The organism is Rhabdaerophilum sp. SD176 (genome assembly GCF_030143245.1).
In the GTDB taxonomy this organism is placed as follows: Bacteria; Pseudomonadota; Alphaproteobacteria; order Rhizobiales; family Beijerinckiaceae; genus Rhabdaerophilum.
In genome coordinates, this window is sequence record NZ_JARJNS010000005.1 from 116869 (window position 1) to 132855 (window position 15987).

A 15987-nucleotide genomic window follows, 5' to 3' on the forward strand; every position below is an offset into this window, starting at 1 on the left:
GCGCAAACCAATTCGAGGATGATCGCGTGACGATACCAGCCGCTCCGCTCACGCCCTATCGGCCGCGCGTCTTTTCCGGCGTCCAGCCCACCGGCAATCTTCATCTCGGCAATTATCTCGGCGCCATCAAGCGGTTCGTCGACCTGCAGGACGAGCATGAATGCGTCTATTGCGTGGTGGACATGCACGCCATCACCCTGCCGCAGGCTCCCCTGGAGCTGCGCCGCGCCACGCGCGAGGTCGCCGCTGCTTTCATTGCCGCCGGGATCGACCCGAAAAAACAGATCATCTTCAACCAGAGCCAGGTTTCGGCCCATGCCGAACTGGCCTGGATCTTCAACTGCATCGCCCGGATCGGCTGGCTGAACCGGATGACCCAGTTCAAGGAAAAGGCGGGCAAGGACCGCGAGAATGCCAGCGTCGGCCTGTATGCCTACCCGACGCTGATGGCGGCGGACATCCTGGCCTACCGGGCGACCCATGTGCCGGTCGGCGAGGATCAGAAGCAGCATCTCGAATTGACGCGCGACATCGCGCAGAAATTCAACTTCGATTTCGCCGACCGTATCCGCGCTCTGGGTCTTGAATCGGGAGAATTCTTCCCGCTGCCGGAGCCGCTGATCGCCGGTCCCGCGCCCCGCGTGATGTCGCTGCGCGACGGCACGAAGAAAATGTCGAAATCCGACCCGTCAGATTATTCGCGCATCAACCTGACCGACGATGCCGATGCAATCGCCCAGAAGGTCCGCAAGGCCAAGACCGATCCCGAACCCCTGCCGGGCGAGGTGGCCGGCCTGGCCGCGCGGCCCGAGGCCGAGAATCTCGTGACGATCTTCGCTGCCCTGTCCGGTCGCGAGACGGCCTCGATCCTTGGCGAATTCGGCGGCGGGCAGTTCTCGACCTTCAAGAACGCGCTGGTCGATCTCGCCGTCGAGAAGCTGTCGCCGATCGGCGAGGAAATGCGGCGTCTGGTTGATGATGCCTCTGCCATCGACGCCATTCTCCTTGACGGCGCGGAGCGTGCCCGGGCCCTTGCAGATCCGGTTCTCCGGCAGGTCCGCGAGATCATGGGCTTTCTCGGCCGCTGAGCAGCGCTTGCCTCCCGTCCGGTGGTTTGGCACCATGCGCGCGAAGCCGGCCACAGGCGGGGTCACGCATGCCAATCCGACGACGGGCCTACGAGCCAGGTCATCGCCCGAAAATCCTCATCGTGATCGATGAAACGCCGGAATGTGACCGTGCCGCATTGTTTGCGGCACGCCGCGCCCGGCGTTCCGGCGCCAGCATCATCATGCTGGCCATCGTTATCCCGGAAGAAGGCCAGCCCTGGCTCGGCGTGGGGGATCTCATGCGGGCCGAGGCGGAAGCCGAAGCCGGGCAGCGGCTGGACAAGGCTGCGGAACTGGTCCGGCGCGAGGCGGGCTTCGAGCCCGAGCGTGTCATCCGCACCGGCCAGCCTGCGCAGGAAGTGATGGGCCTCATCGAGGCTGACGAGGATATTGCCATCCTTGTTCTGGCAGCGGGCATCGGCAAGGAAGGTCCGGGGCCTCTCGTTTCGCATATTGCCGGCCGGGTTGCCGCCAATTTCCCCGTGCCGGTGACGATTGTGCCCGGAGGGCTGGCGGAGGCGGATTTCGAGGCTCTGGCCTGAGGCCGGGCCGATGTCCTCTTCCCTCGGTTTGATCGACATCCTATATCGAAGGCGTGGCGCACCGGTTCCTTGACCTCCGGCTCCGACCACACGCGAAGAGGCCCCCATGTTCATCCAGACGGAAGCCACCCCGAACCCCGCGACGTTGAAATTCCTGCCGGGACGCGATGTTCTCGCTGGTTCCACGCGTGAATTCCGCACCCCGGACGAGGCATCCGCCTCGCCACTGGCCGTTGCCCTGTTCGGCATTCCCGGCGTGACCGGCGTGTTCTTCGGTTCGGATTTCGTGACCGTGACAAAAAGCGGCGGCGAATGGCAGCATCTCAAGCCGGCCATTCTCGGCGCCATCATGGAGCATTATCTCTCCGGTGCGCCGATCCTTGCCGAAGGGGGACCCGCCGAGAATGCGGGTGAGGAATTCTTCGCCCCCGAAGATGCCGAGACCGTGGCGACGATCAAGGAACTGCTTGAAACCCGGGTCCGCCCGGCTGTGGCCGGCGATGGCGGCGATATCACCTTCCGCGGTTTCCGCGACGGCGTGGTCTATCTGACCATGAAGGGCTCCTGCTCGGGCTGCCCCAGCTCGACCGCCACGCTGAAGCACGGCATCCAGAACCTCCTTCGCCACTTCCTGCCGGATGTCCAGTCCGTCGAGGCGGCCTGACAGCACCGGAGAGACGGCGTGTATCTCCTGGCCCTCGACACGGCGCTCGGCGCCACTTCGGCAGCTGTCTTCGCGCCGGGCGAGGGCAGGATCCTCGCCGAGGAAACCGAGCCGATGGAGCGCGGCCATGCCGAGGCGCTGATGCCCTTGGTCCGCCGCGTGCTCGACCGGTCCGGCATAGCCTTCGCCGACCTGTCACGCTTCGCCGTCACCATCGGGCCGGGCAGCTTCACCGGCCTCCGGATCGGCATTTCGGCGGCTCGCGGCTTCGGGCTGATCCACCAGCGCCCGGTGGTCGGCGTTTCGACGCTCTCCGCCTTTGCCGCCCCGATTCTCTTTTCGGGTGACCGCTCGCCCGTCGCTGCGGCGATCGATGCGCGGAACGGGCTCGTCTATTTCCAGTCTCTCGCCATCGGGGGGCGCACCATGGCGGGCCCCGGCGTCTATCCGGTCGAGGAAGCGGCCCGGAAGATCGGTGACGGTCCGGTCGTCTTTGTCGGCAACGCCGCCGAGAAACTGGCGCAGGCGCGGCGCGGCGCGATCCTCGAGAACAGGCCGGGCCAGCGCCCAGCCATCCAGCAGCGGCCCTCGCCTGAAATCGCCTGGGTCGCCCGCCTTGGCGCGGTGGCCGATCTTGCCACCTCGCCTGCCAAGCCGCTCTACCTGCGGGAGGCCAATGTGACCCTGCAGGACAAGGCCCGCCTCCAGAGGGCCTGAGGGGCGATCATGTGGTTCTGGCTCTGGCCCTGGTTCCGTTCCGGCCTTGCCCGCCACAGCCTGCGGCGCGCTTCGGTGCTCGATGCGGGGCGGATGGCGGCCATCCATGCCGAAGGTTTCGCCATCGGCTGGTCGCGCGAGGAATTCGAGCAGATGATCCTGGACCGCGCGATTGCCGACGTTCTCGTCTCGCAGGCGCCCTTTGGTCACGTGGTCACCGGCTTCGCCATCAGCCGGGTAGCTGCGGACGAAGCCGAGCTGCTCTCCATTGCGCTCGACCCTGAAGTCCGCGGCCTCAGCCTTTCGTCCGCCCTTCTCGACCGGCATATGGGCCATGCCGCACAGGCCGGGGCCCGGACGATGTTCCTCGAAGTGGCCGAGAATAACGGTCCGGCGCTCGCGCTCTATCGTCAGGCCGGCTTCGTGGAAGTCGGGCGGCGGAAGGGCTATTATTCCGGCTCGCCCGGCTCGGCCCGCCATGATGCCTTCACCATGCAGGCCGATCTTGGCCGCTTCGACCCGACCCCACGATTCGGCTGAAGCCGGTTTCCTTGGCCCCGTCTTCCTGCTATCGCCGCGCGAGCGGAAATGGAAACGGCACGCGCATGATCGAAACAGGGCTGACCCGGCGCATCCTGATCACGCTGCGGCTGCTGGCATTGGCGCCGGCTTTTGCCCTCGGCCTGCCTGCGCAATGGCTGGCCCTGCGCCTTGCCCCGCCCCTCGCCCGGTGGATGCCAGTCTATTTCCATCGCTACCTGCTGAAGGTGCTGGGGGTGCGGGTGGTCCGGCGCGGCGAGGCAGACCGGCGCTCGCCGCTCCTCATCACCGCCAATCACCTCTCCTGGCTTGATATCATCGTGATTTCCTCGCTTCGGCCCGTGTCCTTCATCGCCAAGAGCGAGGTCGGCGAATGGCCGGTCTTTGGCACGCTGGCGCGGTTGCAACGCTCGGTCTTTGTCGAGCGCCAGCGGCGCGGCAAGACGGCGGAAGTCAACCGCACCATCGCGACCCGGCTCGAATCCGGCGATGCGCTCGTGCTTTTCGCAGAAGGCACGACCAGTGATGGCCGGCGCGTGCTGCCCTTCCGCTCGGCGCTGATCGGTGCCGCCCAGGCGGCATCCGGCCGCAATGAGGGGGCCTCCTACATCCAGCCGCTCAACATTGCCTATCCGAAGATCGGCGGCCTGCCGATCGGGCGTGGCGATCATCCCCATATCGCCTGGCATGGCGACATGGACCTGGTGCCCCATCTCGCCGATCTGCTGACACTGCCCGGCATCGAATGCCGCGTGACCTTCCTGACCGCGCGCGAGGTCGGCCCCGGCTCGGACCGGAAGTCGCTCACCCGCGAGATTGAGGCCGAGATCCGCACGACCCATGCCCGCACCCTGCGTGGCGAGGGATTATGACAGCCATCGCCCTTTTCGAATGCCGTTGCGGGCGGTAAAGAAGCCAGATGTCCAACCGCCCGACTTCGCCCGAAACCGCGATTCCCGACGCGACAAAGCGCGTCCATATCAAGTCTTTCGGCTGCCAGATGAATGTCCATGACGCCGAGCGCATGGCCGATCTGCTGGCGCTGGAAGGGTATGCGACAACCGATCGCGTCGAGGAGGCGGATCTCGTCATTCTGAATACCTGCCATATCCGCGAAAAGGCGTCCGAGAAGGTCTATTCCGAGCTTGGCCGCCTGCGCCGGCTGAAATCCGAGCGGGCGGAAGCCGGACAATCCACGCTGATCGCCGTGGCAGGCTGCGTCGCGCAGGCCGAGGGCCGCGAGATCATGAATCGCCAGCCAGCGGTTGATCTGGTGGTCGGCCCGCAGAGCTACCAGAACCTACCCGGCTTGCTCGCCGATGCCCGGCGTCGACGCGTGGTCGATACGGAATTTCCGGCCGTCGACAAGTTCGACGCCCTGCCGCCTCCGGGGGCCCGCCGGCTTGCTGCAAAAGGCCCGTCGGCCTTTCTCACCGTGCAGGAGGGTTGCGACAAGTTCTGCTCGTTCTGCGTCGTGCCTTTCACCCGGGGCGCCGAAACCTCGCGTTCCGCAACGGCGATTCTCGCCGAGGCCCGCATCATGGTCGAGGCTGGCATCCGCGAGATCATGCTGCTCGGCCAGAACGTGAATGCCTATCACGGCGAGGGCCCGGAGGGCGGCACGCTTTCATTGGCCGGGTTGATGGACGCGCTGTCGCAAATCGACGGGCTGGACCGGATCCGCTATGCGACCAGCCATCCGCTGGACATGACCGACGATCTCTATGCGATCCATCGCGACAATCCGAAAGTGATGCCTTACCTGCATTTGCCGGTGCAAAGCGGCTCGAACCGCATTCTCAAGGCGATGAATCGGAAGCATGATCGGGATCTCTATCGCCGGATCATCGACAGGATGCGCACAGCAAGGCCCGATATCGCCCTTTCATCGGATTTCATTGTCGGATTTCCCGGCGAGACCGAGGCTGACTTCGAGGATACCATGGCGCTCGTTCGGGAGACCGGCTTCGCCTCGGCCTTCTCGTTCAAATACAGCCCGCGGCCGGGCACGAAATCCGCCGAGGGCGCCGACGATGTGCCGGAAGCCGAGAAAACCGCCCGCCTGCATGCGCTCCAGGCGCTGCTGCTGGACCAGCAGAATGCCTTCAACCGCTCGACCCTTGGCCGGCGGGCTGATGTGCTCTTCGAAAAGGCAGGGCGCCATCCCGGCCAGCTCACCGGGAAATCGCCCTGGCTGCAGGCTGTCCATGTCGACCTGCCGGACGGGGTGCCCGCCGAGTCCGTCCTCGGGCGGATCTGGTCGGTCGATCTGCTCGACGTGACGTCCAATTCGCTGCAGGGCCGGCTTGTCGCCGAATCGCAGCCCAAACGGGAGGATCAAGCCGCTTGACCATGCGCCTCAGCGAGCCATCGCGCCTTGCGGCCTCCGTACAGGCTTCCCTTGAGGGGGTGGAGGAATCCCTCACCCTGAACGATAACCGGGCTGCAAGCCTCGTCGTCGGCAATTACGACCAGAACATCGCCCATCTCGAGCGACGGCTGAACATTGTCGCGCATGTCAATGGCAACCAGATCCTGCTGCGCGGTCCGCGCGAGCAGGTCGAGCATGCCCGCCGCGTGCTCGAATCCCTTTATGCCACGGTCAAGCGCGGCCGGGCCGTCGGGACGGGTGATGTCGACGGTGCGATCGAGGAGACGGCCACGCAGCGCGGCCTCTTTCCGGATCGCTTGCCGCCGCCGGAACCCGAAACGGTGGCGAAGTCACGCGAGGCCTATTCCGGCTTCGGCCATGTCACCACCCGCAAGCGCGGCATCACCAAGGCACGGAATGCTGCCCAGGATTCCTATCTGCGGGTCCTGGCCCGGCACGAACTGGTTTTCGCCGAAGGTCCGGCCGGCACCGGCAAGACATGGCTTGCCGTGGGCCACGCGGTGCAGTTGCTCGAGGCCGGGCATGTCGAGCGGCTGATTCTCTCCCGCCCCGCGGTCGAGGCCGGCGAGAAGATCGGCTTCCTGCCGGGAGACATGCGCGACAAGGTCGACCCCTATCTCCGGCCGATCTATGACGCCCTCTACGATTTCATGGAAGGCCGGCTGGTCGAGCGCGCGCTGCAAACCGGCGTGATCGAGGTCGCGCCGCTTGCTTTCATGCGCGGCCGCACCCTGTCCAACGCGCTGATCCTGCTCGACGAGGCGCAGAACACCTCATCGATGCAGATGAAAATGTTCCTGACGCGGCTCGGCGAAGGCTCGCGGATGATCATCACCGGCGATCCGACGCAGATCGACCTGCCACCGGGGCAGAAATCCGGACTTGGCGAAGCCATCGCTCTCCTTCAGAATGTCGAGGGGGTCGGCCATGTCCGGTTCGGCCATCAGCACGTCGTCCGGCACGATCTCGTGCGCCGGATCGTGCAAGCCTATGAGGAGGTCGGGGCTGGAAATCCCGCTGCAATGCGCTGATGCCCGACATAGACATCCTGATCGAATCCCCTGGCTGGAACGCCATCCCGGGGGTGGAAGCCGTGGTTGAACGCGCCGTTCTGGCCACCCTCGTTGCCGAGAAAACCGATGATGTCGGGATCTCCGTCCTGCTCGGCAATGACGCCGCTGTACGCGAACTGAACGCCCAGTATCGTGGCAAGGACCAGCCGACCAACGTGCTTTCTTTCCCGGCGCCGCAGATCCCCGGCCAGCCGGCACCGGTCCTCGGAGATATCATCCTCGCCTACGAGACCTGTCGCTCGGAAGCTGAGGCCGAGGGCAAGTCGCTGGCTGACCATGTCTCCCATCTTGTCATTCACGGCACCCTCCACCTGCTTGGCCATGACCACCAGGAGGACGAGGAGGCCGAGGCCATGGAAGCGCGCGAGATCGCGCTCCTCGCCGGCCTCGGCATCGCCAATCCCTATGCCGATCGTCCGGAGGCACAGGGATGAGCCAGGAGGATCTTGATCGCAATGTCCGCGAGGGCGCCAAGGGTGACAGCTGGTTCGACCGTCTGAAGGTGGCGCTCGGCCTCAAGGCGCCCGGTTCGATCCGCGATGATCTCGAGGACGCCCTCGAGGAAGGGGAGGCCGGCGACGACGATGATTTTACCGTCGAGGAAAAGCGAATCCTGCGCAACCTTCTCACCGCGCGGGATATCCGCATCCAGGATGTCATGGTGCCGCGCAGCGCCATCATCGCTGTGCCGGATGACGCAACCCTCGCCGAATTGCGGGCCCTTTTCGCCTCTGCCGCGCATTCGCGGCTGCCGGTCTATACCGAGACGCTCGATGACCCGCGCGGGATGATCCATATCCGCGATATGTTCGCACGGCTTGATTCGATCCCGCTCGATGCCCGGGTGCGGGAAATCGGGCTGATCCGCCCCGTCCTGTTTGCACCCGGCTCGAAGCCGGCCCTCGACCTGCTGCTCGAGATGCAGTCGAAGCGGATCCACATGGCTCTGGTCATCGATGAATACGGGGCCACGGACGGTCTTGTCTCCATGGAGGACTTGATCGAGATCATCGTCGGAGAGATCGAGGACGAGCACGATATTGCCGAGGATTCCGGCATTGAGCCCCTCGAAGGCGGCGCCATCGCGATCAACGCCTATGCCACGCTGGAGGAAGTGACGGCCCTGCTCAAGGTGCCCTTCGAGCCGATCAGCGACGAGCACGAGATCGGCACCATCGGCGGCTACGTCACGGCATTCCTCGGGCGTGTGCCCGTCGTGGGTGAAAGCATCGCCTCCGACAATGGCTTGATCTTCACCATCCTTGACGGGGATTCCCGGAGGATCCGACGCCTTAGCATCGCTCCGGCCCCGGAAGTCGCCGACGCTGCCGGGGAATGAGTGTGAAAGGACTTGCCAGCGGCGCTGACGCCGTGACAAGTCCTGTAACCATCGAATCACCGAGAAGATCGTCCGGAATTCCGTGACGGCCCGGGAGCAGGGGGGCACAGCATGGTGGACCGGGTGCAGGGCCTCTACCACGGGATCGTGCTGGCCGGCCGGCGGACCCGTTTCCTCGTCGCGCTCCTTGCGGGGCTTGTCGCTGCCCTCGCCCTGCCGCCTCTGGACCTGCTACCGGCCCTCGCATTGGCCTTTCCCGCTCTGGTCTGGTCAGTCGATGCGGTCTTTCAGGGCGAACTCGGCATCCGCAACCGCCTGATCCAGGTCTGGCTCGTTGGATGGGGATTCGGGCTTGCCTACTTCGCGGCGGGGTTGTGGTGGCTGGGCGCTGCCTTTGTTACCGGTGGGCCGCAATTCATCTGGCTGCTGCCCCTCGGTGTGCTTGGCCTGCCAGCGTTCCTCGCCCTTTTCCCGGCCTTCGGCCTGTGCCTTGCCTTCCTGCTCTGGTCCCGCGGGGCCGGGCGCATCCTCGCGCTCGCTTTCGGTCTCGGCGTTGCGGAAAACCTCAGGGGCTGGGTTCTCACCGGCTTTCCCTGGAACAGTTTCGGCCAGGCCTTCGCCAATCATATCGTGCTGGCGCAATCCGCGTCATGGATCGGGGCGAGCGGGCTCGGCCTGCTGGCGCTGGCGCTGTTTGCTGCGCCCGCAACGCTGGCAACCGGCCTCGGCCGCAGGGGCCGCTGGGGCCCGTCCGTCCTCGCGGTCCTCGTCCTGGCCGGGATGGCGGGTTTCGGGCTGCTCCGGCTCAAGCCTACGGGCGGGCAGGGCGTCGATTTCGCCCTGCTCCCGGTGATGCCCGAGATCCGGCTCCGGATCATGCAGCCCAATATCCCGCAGGATGCAAAGACCTTCGAGACGCTCGGCCCCGATCTGCTGCGGCGCTATCTGGAATTGAGCGATGCCGCCCGCGGCGCCCATGCCACCGGCATTGCGGATGTCACCCATCTCTTCTGGCCGGAATCGCCGTTCCCCTATGTTCTGGAACGCAATCAGGAGGCGCTGGCGGCCATCGGGCGGTTCCTGCCGGCGCGCACGCATCTGATCACCGGGGCGATCCGCGCCGAGGAAACCGGCCAGGCCCAGCCCCGCTTCCGCTATTTCAATGCGATGCAGGTCCTCGACAAGACCGGTATCATCGCGGGGTATGACAAGGTCCATCTGGTCCCGTTCGGCGAATATCTCCCTTTCGAGGATTGGTTGCGTTCGATCGGGCTGCAGCAATTCGTCTCGGTCATCGGCGGGTTCACCGCCAGCCCCGAGCGACGCCCGCTGGCCATTCCGGGCCTCCCCGCCATCCTGCCGCTGATCTGTTTCGAGGCGATCTTCCCCGGCGAGATCACCCTTCCGCCAACCGGCGAGGCAGTGATGGTTGTTGTCACGAACGACGGCTGGTTCGGGCAGACCTCCGGGCCGTACCAGCATTTCGCCCAGGCGCGGCTCCGGAGCATCGAGTTCGGCCTTCCGCTTGTGCGCGCCGCGAACAGCGGCATCTCGGCTGTGGTCGATCCGCACGGGCGCATCCTGGCGAGGATCGGCCTGGGCATCGCCGATGTGCTTGATTCTCCGTTGCCGAAGGGGCTAGCAAGCACTGTGTATCGCCGATATGGTGAGCGCGTTTCTATCGTAATCTTGTTTTGTTTATTGCTGCTGTCGGGTTTGTCGCGGTTCAGGGATCGCAGGGATCGTTTGTCCTGATATCCGGGAATGCATCGGTCGATGGTGGAAGAATTCCTAGTTGAGGTCACAATGATGAATGACGATATCGGGATGAAGAAAGCGCCCAGCCCCGTCGATCGCTATGTCGGTAGCCGGGTCCGGATGCGCCGCATCACCGTCGGGATGAGCCAGGAGAAACTGGGCGAGGCCCTCGGCGTTACGTTCCAGCAGGTCCAGAAATACGAGAAGGGCGCCAATCGCATCAGCGCCAGCCGCATGCAGAGCATTGCGCAGGTCCTCGGCGTGCCGGTTGCCTATTTCTTCGAGGGCTCCCCCCGTGACGAGTCCCTGGCGATGGCGGCAGGCTTCGCCGAACCGGCCCAGTCGGAATACCGCGTCGATATCCTCTCCACGCCGGAGGGAATCGCGCTGGCCAAGGCCTTCACCTCGATCGAGGATCCCAAGGTCCGGCGGCGCGTTGTCGATCTCGTGACGACGCTGGTCGAGGGCCAGCGCAAGGGCTGAACCCGGTTCCGGCGCGTTCTTGTTTGCTATGTCGGCTGCATTGTTCGTTTTGGCGAACTCGTTCGCCAAAATGACTTGACCGGACCGGCATTCTGCGACAAGGAACGCGCCCGTCGGCCTATCCGCCCGGCCAAGCCCGGGCCATTGCTGGCCGTAACCCATCAGCAGGGAGTCGCACGTGGCGCGCTCGTCGTATCTGTTCACCTCGGAATCGGTATCGGAAGGCCATCCGGACAAGGTTTGTGATCGCATTTCCGACGAAGTGGTGGATCTCTTCTTCCGCGAAGCCGCCAAGGCCGGCATGGATGCCTCCCAGGTCCGCGTGGCCTGCGAGACCCTGGCAACCACGAATCGCGTCGTGATCGCCGGCGAGGTCCGCACCAGCCTCGACGACAAGACGATGAAGTCGAAAGTGAAGTCGGCCGCTCGCAAGGCGATCCGCTCCATCGGCTACGAGCAGGATGGCTTCCACTGGAAGAAGGCCAAGATCGACGTGCTGCTGCATCCGCAATCCGCGCATATCGCGCAGGGTGTCGATGCCGGTGCGGGCAAGGACGAAGGCGCGGGCGACCAGGGCATCATGTTCGGCTACGCCTGCAAGGAAACGCCGGATCTGATGCCGGCCCCGATCTATTATTCCCACAAGATCCTCGAAGTCCTGACCGCCGCCCGCAAGGCCGGCGAGCGCAACTGCGAGAAGCTGGGCCCGGATGCCAAGAGCCAGGTCACGGTGAAATACGAGAACGGCAAGCCGGTCGGCGTGACGCAGATTGTCCTCTCCACCCAGCATCTCGATCCCGAGCTGACCTCGAAGGACGTGCAGAAGATCGTCGAGCCGATCATCCGCGAAACGCTTCCCGCCGGCTGGATTTCCAAGGATACCGTCTGGCACGTCAACCCGACTGGCGCCTTCGTGATCGGCGGCCCGGACGGCGATGCCGGCCTGACCGGCCGCAAGATCATCGTCGACACCTATGGTGGCGCTGCGCCCCATGGCGGCGGTGCCTTCTCCGGCAAGGATCCGACCAAGGTCGACCGTTCCGCCGCCTATGCCGCGCGCTATCTGGCGAAAAACGTCGTGGCGGCTGGCCTTGCTGATCGCTGCACGATCCAGCTTTCCTATGCGATCGGCGTCTCGAAGCCGCTGTCGGTCTATGTTGACCTGCATGGAACCGGCAATGGCAAGGCCGATGAAGCCAAGCTCGAAAAGGTCCTGCCGGAGATCATGGATCTCTCGCCGCGCGGCATCCGCACGCATCTCAGCCTGAACAAGCCGATCTATGCCCGCACCTCGGCCTATGGCCATTTCGGCCGCAAGGCCTCGCGGGATGGTGGCTTCTCTTGGGAAAAGACGGATCTTGTGCCGGCCCTGAAGAAGGCCATTGCCTGATCGACATCCCCGTGAACCCGGCGGATCGAGACAACTCCGATGGCGAGGGGCCTGCAAGGTCTCCTCGCCGTCAGCTTTATGGCCGCTCGAAAGGCAAGGCCCTGCGCGCGGCCCAGGCGGCGCGGATCGAAGGCCAGCTGCCCGCGCTGACCATCCCGCTCGACAGGTTGGCCGAAGGCCCCGGTCCGCTCTTTTCGCGCCCGATGACGGAGTTCCGGCTCGAGATCGGCTTCGGCGGTGGCGAGCATCTCGCGGCGCAGGGCCGTCAGAACCCCGGTATCGGCTATCTCGGCGTCGAACCCTTCCTCAATGGTGTTGCCAAGCTTCTGGCCGCGATCGAGGCTGATTCGCTGGATAACATCCGCCTGCTGCGCGGAGATGGCCGCGATGTGCTGGCTTCCTTGCCTGAGGCCTGCCTGACGCGGATCGACCTGCTTTATCCCGATCCCTGGCCGAAGCGGCGCCAGCGCAAGCGCCGGATTGTCGATCCTGCCTTTCTCGATGCGGTGGTCCGCGCCCTCGCGCCCGGCGGCGAGTTCCGCTTCGCGACCGATATTGACGATTATGCCGGCTGGACTCTGGCGCGGGTCCTGCCGCGGACGGATCTCGTCTGGCTGGCGGAGACTGCGGCAGACTGGTCGGAGCCGTGGACCAGCTGGCATCGCACCCGCTACGAGGAAAAGGCGATCCGCGAAGGCCGCGTGCCTGGCTATTTCCGGTTTCGCAAGGCCTGAGCGGCCGGGTCTGGCGGGCCGGGCTTGCCATCGGCCGGCGGCAGAGCTATAGAAGCACAATCAATCTCAGTTTACGCGGGGTTACACGCGAAAACAGAGTGGGCCGGCGACGGACCCGCTCTTTTTGTTTGAGCCCCGCCAGAGGCCCGCCTGAATGGACGAACTGAACGAGCCCCGGCTCATCACCGAAAACGGCATGGCCAGCCGCGTTGGCCGGATCGTCGAGCCGATCATCCGGAGCCTCGGCTACCGGCTGGTCCGGGTGAAGATCTCGGGCCTGAACGGGTGCACGGTGCAGATCATGGCCGAGCGTCCGGACGGGACGATGGGCGTCAATGATTGCGAGATCGTCAGCCGCGCGGTAGCGCCTGTCCTCGATGTCGAGGATCCGATCAGCACCGCCTATCACCTCGAGATTTCCTCGCCCGGCATTGACCGCCCGCTCGTGCGGATCAGCGATTTTGCGCGCTGGATCGGCTATGATGCCCGCATCGAGATGGCCGTTCCTGTTGATGGCCGCAAACGCTTTCGCGGCTTCATCGATGGCGTGGAGGGTGAGAAGGTCGCCATCCTGCTGCCGGATGTCCCCGAGGGCGCGGAACCCCGCCACTCGCTCGAGATCCGCGACATCCAGGAGGCCCGCCTCGTCCTGACCGATGCCGTGATCGAGGAATCGCTCCGCCGCGGCAAGGAAGCCCTTCTGGCAGACGGGATCGAAGCAGGTGACGAGGATGCGGCGGCCGAGCCGGAAATGGCCGTGCTGCCGCCGCGCGCGCCGCGTCCGGCCAAGCCCCAGAAGAAGTTCCCGGCCTCCGGGCCGAAAAAGAAAGACAAGCGCCATTGAGAACGGGCTTGCCCCGCTCTCCCATCCCCGACGGAGGACATGATGTCAGTCAGCGCCAATCGCCTTGAGCTTCTGCAGATCGCGGATGCCGTGGCGCGCGAGAAATCGATCGACCGTGAGATTGTTCTCGGGGCGATGGAAGATGCCTACGCGAAGATCGCCCGGTCGCGCTATGGCTCGGAAACCGACATCCGCGCCGAGATCCACCCCAAGACCGGTGAGGTCCGCCTGACACGGATCATGCAGGTGGTCGACGCGGTCGAAAATGATGCCCGCGAGATCAATCTCGCCGATGCCCGCAAGAAGAGCCCGGCCGCACAGGTCGGCGATTCGCTGTCCGAGCCGCTGCCGCCGGTGGAATTCGGCCGCATGGCGGCCCAGAGCGCCAAGCAGGTCATCACGCAGAAGGTCCGTGAGGCCGAGCGCGACCGCCAGTATGACGAGTTCAAGGATCGGATCGGCGAGATCATCAACGGTGTCGTCAAGCGTGTCGAATACGGCAACGTCATTGTCGATCTCGGCAAGGGCGAGGCGGTGATCCGCCGCGACGAGCTGATTCCGCGCGAGGTCTTCCGCCCGGGGGACCGCATCCGCTCCTACCTGTTCGATGTCCGGCGCGAGACGCGCGGCCCGCAGATCTTCCTGTCGCGCACGCATCCCATGTTCATGGCGAAGCTGTTCATGCAGGAAGTGCCGGAAATCTATGACGGCGTCATCGAGATCAAGGCTGTGGCCCGTGACCCGGGCTCGCGCGCCAAGATCGCCGTGATCAGCCGCGATTCCTCGATCGACCCCGTCGGCGCCTGCGTCGGCATGCGCGGCAGCCGCGTCCAGGCCGTCGTCCAGGAATTGCAGGGCGAGCGCGTGGATATCATCCCGTGGTCGGACAATGTCGCCACCTTCATCGTCAACGCGCTGCAGCCGGCCGAAGTGTCGAAGGTCGTCCTCGACGAGGAATCCGAGCGCATCGAGGTTGTCGTGCCGGATGACCAGCTCAGCCTTGCCATCGGGCGTCGCGGGCAGAATGTCCGTCTGGCCTCGCAGCTGACCGGCTGGAACATCGATATCCTGACGGAAGCAGAGGAATCCGAGCGCCGCCAGAAGGAATTCGCCGAGCGTTCGAAGCTCTTCTGCGAGGCGCTCGATGTCGACGAGATGGTCGGCCAGCTCCTGGCCTCGGAAGGCTTCGCCACGATCGAGGAAATCGCCTATGTCGACCGCTCGGACGTGCTGGCCATCGAGGGTTTCGACGGCGAGACCGCCGACGAGTTGCAGAACCGCGCCCGTTCCTATCTCGAGCGGATCGAATCCGAGCGTCAGGCCCGCCGTCGTGAACTCGGCGTCGAGGATGCCTTGGGCGAGATTCCGGGCCTGACCTCGGCCATGCTGGTGGCCCTCGGCGAGAACGATGTGAAGACCGTCGAGGATCTTGCCGGTTGCGCAACCGACGATCTTGTCGGCTGGACGGAAAAGAAGGGCGGCGAGACCACGCGCTTCACCGGTTTCCTCTCGGGCCTCGATGTCTCGCGCGACGAGGCAGAGGCCATGATCATGGCCGCACGTGTCGCTGCCGGCTGGGTGACCGAGCAAGAGCCGGTCGAGGAGATGGCCGAAGAGGCCTGATGCGAAGAGGCCCTGCACATGGACGAGGCGCTGGATGACGGCCCCGACCGGAATACCCGCTCCCGCCTCTGCGCGGCGACGCGGGAAGTCCGGCCCGTAGACCAGCTCCTGCGCTTCGTTCGCGCGCCGGATGGCCTCGTGGTGCCGGATATCCGCAACCGGTTGCCCGGCCGCGGGGTCTGGATCACGGCCCGGCGGGAGACGCTGCGCCAGGCGATCGAGCGCAAGGTCTTTGCTCGGCATTTCCGCCAGCCGGTCATTGCGACGCCCGACCTGATCGACCGGACGGCAGACCTGCTCCGCGAGGATGCCCTGCAGATGCTCGCGCTCTGCAACAAGGCCGGAGCGGTGACGTCCGGCTTCGCCAAGATCGAAGGGATGCGGCCTCCCTTCCTTGCACTGGTGCAGGCGAAGGACGGTTCCGAAGCCGAGAAGCTGCGGCTCCAGGGGCTCTGCAGGGGCCGCGGACCCCGCAGGAGCGACCCAAAAGTGATTCATGCCTTTGCTTCCGACGAATTAGGTCTGTCCATAGGGCGTGAACATGTGATACATGCGGCGCTCTCGGTTCATGATGCAGCTTCCGTTTTTCTCGAAAGGGCGCTGAGGTTCGTTGAATTTCAGGCGCATGGCCCGGCGGTTCCGCAAGCGGTTCCGGATGCCGGCCGTCACGGCGTTCCGGCATCTCCCTTGCAGGATGAAGGCGGCGCCACGCCGGATCCCAGTTCGCTGGGTGCATCAAGCGGAACCGGGAACCCGCCGGCCCGGGGATGACCCGGGCA

17 protein-coding genes are annotated in these 15987 nt (G+C 65.1%); all 17 read left to right on the forward strand.

Features of this window, described 5'->3' with window-relative positions; genetic code table 11:
* The first annotated feature begins 26 nt into the window (after nt 1-26).
* Nucleotides 27-1088, forward strand: coding sequence for a tryptophan--tRNA ligase (gene trpS, locus P0652_RS12830; RefSeq protein ID WP_284179228.1), 1062 nt, complete (start codon nt 27-29; stop codon nt 1086-1088).
* A 68-nt stretch (nt 1089-1156) separates the two neighbouring features.
* A complete protein-coding gene (locus tag P0652_RS12835) occupies nt 1157-1651 on the forward strand; it encodes a universal stress protein (RefSeq protein WP_284179229.1) in 495 nt (164 codons plus the stop codon).
* 106 nt (nt 1652-1757) lie between these two features.
* Entirely contained in the window at nt 1758-2315 is a 558-nt protein-coding gene (locus tag P0652_RS12840; RefSeq protein WP_284179230.1) for a NifU family protein, read from the forward strand.
* An 18-nt stretch (nt 2316-2333) separates the two neighbouring features.
* On the forward strand, nt 2334-3032 hold the full coding sequence (tsaB, locus tag P0652_RS12845; RefSeq protein ID WP_284179231.1) for a tRNA (adenosine(37)-N6)-threonylcarbamoyltransferase complex dimerization subunit type 1 TsaB: 699 nt from the start codon (nt 2334-2336) through the stop codon (nt 3030-3032).
* A 9-nt stretch (nt 3033-3041) separates the two neighbouring features.
* Nucleotides 3042-3572 carry a GNAT family N-acetyltransferase gene (locus tag P0652_RS12850; RefSeq protein WP_284179232.1) on the forward strand — a complete coding sequence of 177 codons (531 nt, stop codon included), beginning with the start codon at nt 3042-3044 and terminating at the stop codon, nt 3570-3572.
* Between the two features lie 65 nt (nt 3573-3637).
* On the forward strand, nt 3638-4444 hold the full coding sequence (gene olsA, locus P0652_RS12855; RefSeq protein WP_284179233.1) for a lyso-ornithine lipid O-acyltransferase: 807 nt from the start codon (nt 3638-3640) through the stop codon (nt 4442-4444).
* A 47-nt stretch (nt 4445-4491) separates the two neighbouring features.
* The gene (gene miaB, locus P0652_RS12860; RefSeq protein WP_284179234.1) at nt 4492-5922 is read left to right on the forward strand and encodes a tRNA (N6-isopentenyl adenosine(37)-C2)-methylthiotransferase MiaB; all 1431 of its coding nucleotides are present in this window, start codon (nt 4492-4494) and stop codon (nt 5920-5922) included.
* Nucleotides 5923-5924: 2 nt separating this feature from the next.
* On the forward strand, nt 5925-6995 hold the full coding sequence (locus tag P0652_RS12865; RefSeq protein ID WP_284179542.1) for a PhoH family protein: 1071 nt from the start codon (nt 5925-5927) through the stop codon (nt 6993-6995).
* Nucleotides 6995-7471, forward strand: a complete 477-nt coding sequence (gene ybeY, locus P0652_RS12870) for an rRNA maturation RNase YbeY (protein ID WP_284179235.1) — start codon at nt 6995-6997, stop codon at nt 7469-7471. Before P0652_RS12865 ends, ybeY begins: the two co-directional genes overlap by 1 nt.
* Nucleotides 7468-8376: a hemolysin family protein gene (locus P0652_RS12875; protein ID WP_284179236.1), complete on the forward strand. Its 909-nt coding sequence runs from the start codon at nt 7468-7470 to the stop codon at nt 8374-8376. Before ybeY ends, P0652_RS12875 begins: the two co-directional genes overlap by 4 nt.
* A 111-nt stretch (nt 8377-8487) precedes the next feature.
* A complete protein-coding gene (gene lnt, locus P0652_RS12880) occupies nt 8488-10131 on the forward strand; it encodes an apolipoprotein N-acyltransferase (protein ID WP_284179237.1) in 1644 nt (547 codons plus the stop codon).
* Between the two features lie 21 nt (nt 10132-10152).
* Nucleotides 10153-10617 (forward strand): helix-turn-helix domain-containing protein, encoded by a 465-nt coding sequence (locus tag P0652_RS12885; protein ID WP_284179238.1) that lies wholly within the window; start codon nt 10153-10155, stop codon nt 10615-10617.
* Nucleotides 10618-10795: 178 nt separating this feature from the next.
* Nucleotides 10796-12007 (forward strand): methionine adenosyltransferase, encoded by a 1212-nt coding sequence (gene metK / locus P0652_RS12890; RefSeq protein ID WP_284179239.1) that lies wholly within the window; start codon nt 10796-10798, stop codon nt 12005-12007.
* Nucleotides 12008-12018: 11 nt separating this feature from the next.
* Entirely contained in the window at nt 12019-12741 is a 723-nt protein-coding gene (gene trmB / locus P0652_RS12895; RefSeq protein ID WP_284179240.1) for a tRNA (guanosine(46)-N7)-methyltransferase TrmB, read from the forward strand.
* A 154-nt stretch (nt 12742-12895) separates the two neighbouring features.
* Nucleotides 12896-13585: a ribosome maturation factor RimP gene (rimP, locus tag P0652_RS12900; RefSeq protein ID WP_284179241.1), complete on the forward strand. Its 690-nt coding sequence runs from the start codon at nt 12896-12898 to the stop codon at nt 13583-13585.
* A gap of 42 nt (nt 13586-13627) precedes the next feature.
* Entirely contained in the window at nt 13628-15208 is a 1581-nt protein-coding gene (nusA, locus tag P0652_RS12905; RefSeq protein WP_284179543.1) for a transcription termination factor NusA, read from the forward strand.
* A gap of 18 nt (nt 15209-15226) precedes the next feature.
* Nucleotides 15227-15979 (forward strand): RNA-binding protein, encoded by a 753-nt coding sequence (locus tag P0652_RS12910; protein ID WP_284179242.1) that lies wholly within the window; start codon nt 15227-15229, stop codon nt 15977-15979.
* Nucleotides 15980-15987: the final 8 nt, after the last annotated feature.

Excerpts from the sequence above, each read along its gene's own strand:
- ybeY (WP_284179235.1), top strand. The coding sequence starts at position 6,995 with ATGCCCGACATAGACATCCTGATCGAATCCCCTGGCTGGAACGCCATC.
- lnt (WP_284179237.1), top strand. The coding sequence starts at position 8,488 with ATGGTGGACCGGGTGCAGGGCCTCTACCACGGGATCGTGCTGGCCGGC.
- P0652_RS12835 (WP_284179229.1), top strand. The coding sequence starts at position 1,157 with ATGCCAATCCGACGACGGGCCTACGAGCCAGGTCATCGCCCGAAAATC.
- P0652_RS12850 (WP_284179232.1), top strand. The coding sequence starts at position 3,042 with ATGTGGTTCTGGCTCTGGCCCTGGTTCCGTTCCGGCCTTGCCCGCCAC.
- olsA (WP_284179233.1), top strand. The coding sequence starts at position 3,638 with ATGATCGAAACAGGGCTGACCCGGCGCATCCTGATCACGCTGCGGCTG.
- P0652_RS12885 (WP_284179238.1), top strand. The coding sequence starts at position 10,153 with ATGGTGGAAGAATTCCTAGTTGAGGTCACAATGATGAATGACGATATC.
- P0652_RS12910 (WP_284179242.1), top strand. The coding sequence starts at position 15,227 with ATGGACGAGGCGCTGGATGACGGCCCCGACCGGAATACCCGCTCCCGC.
- P0652_RS12875 (WP_284179236.1), top strand. The coding sequence starts at position 7,468 with ATGAGCCAGGAGGATCTTGATCGCAATGTCCGCGAGGGCGCCAAGGGT.
- rimP (WP_284179241.1), top strand. The coding sequence starts at position 12,896 with ATGGACGAACTGAACGAGCCCCGGCTCATCACCGAAAACGGCATGGCC.
- nusA (WP_284179543.1), top strand. The coding sequence starts at position 13,628 with ATGTCAGTCAGCGCCAATCGCCTTGAGCTTCTGCAGATCGCGGATGCC.
- P0652_RS12865 (WP_284179542.1), top strand. The coding sequence starts at position 5,925 with ATGCGCCTCAGCGAGCCATCGCGCCTTGCGGCCTCCGTACAGGCTTCC.
- miaB (WP_284179234.1), top strand. The coding sequence starts at position 4,492 with ATGTCCAACCGCCCGACTTCGCCCGAAACCGCGATTCCCGACGCGACA.
- P0652_RS12840 (WP_284179230.1), top strand. The coding sequence starts at position 1,758 with ATGTTCATCCAGACGGAAGCCACCCCGAACCCCGCGACGTTGAAATTC.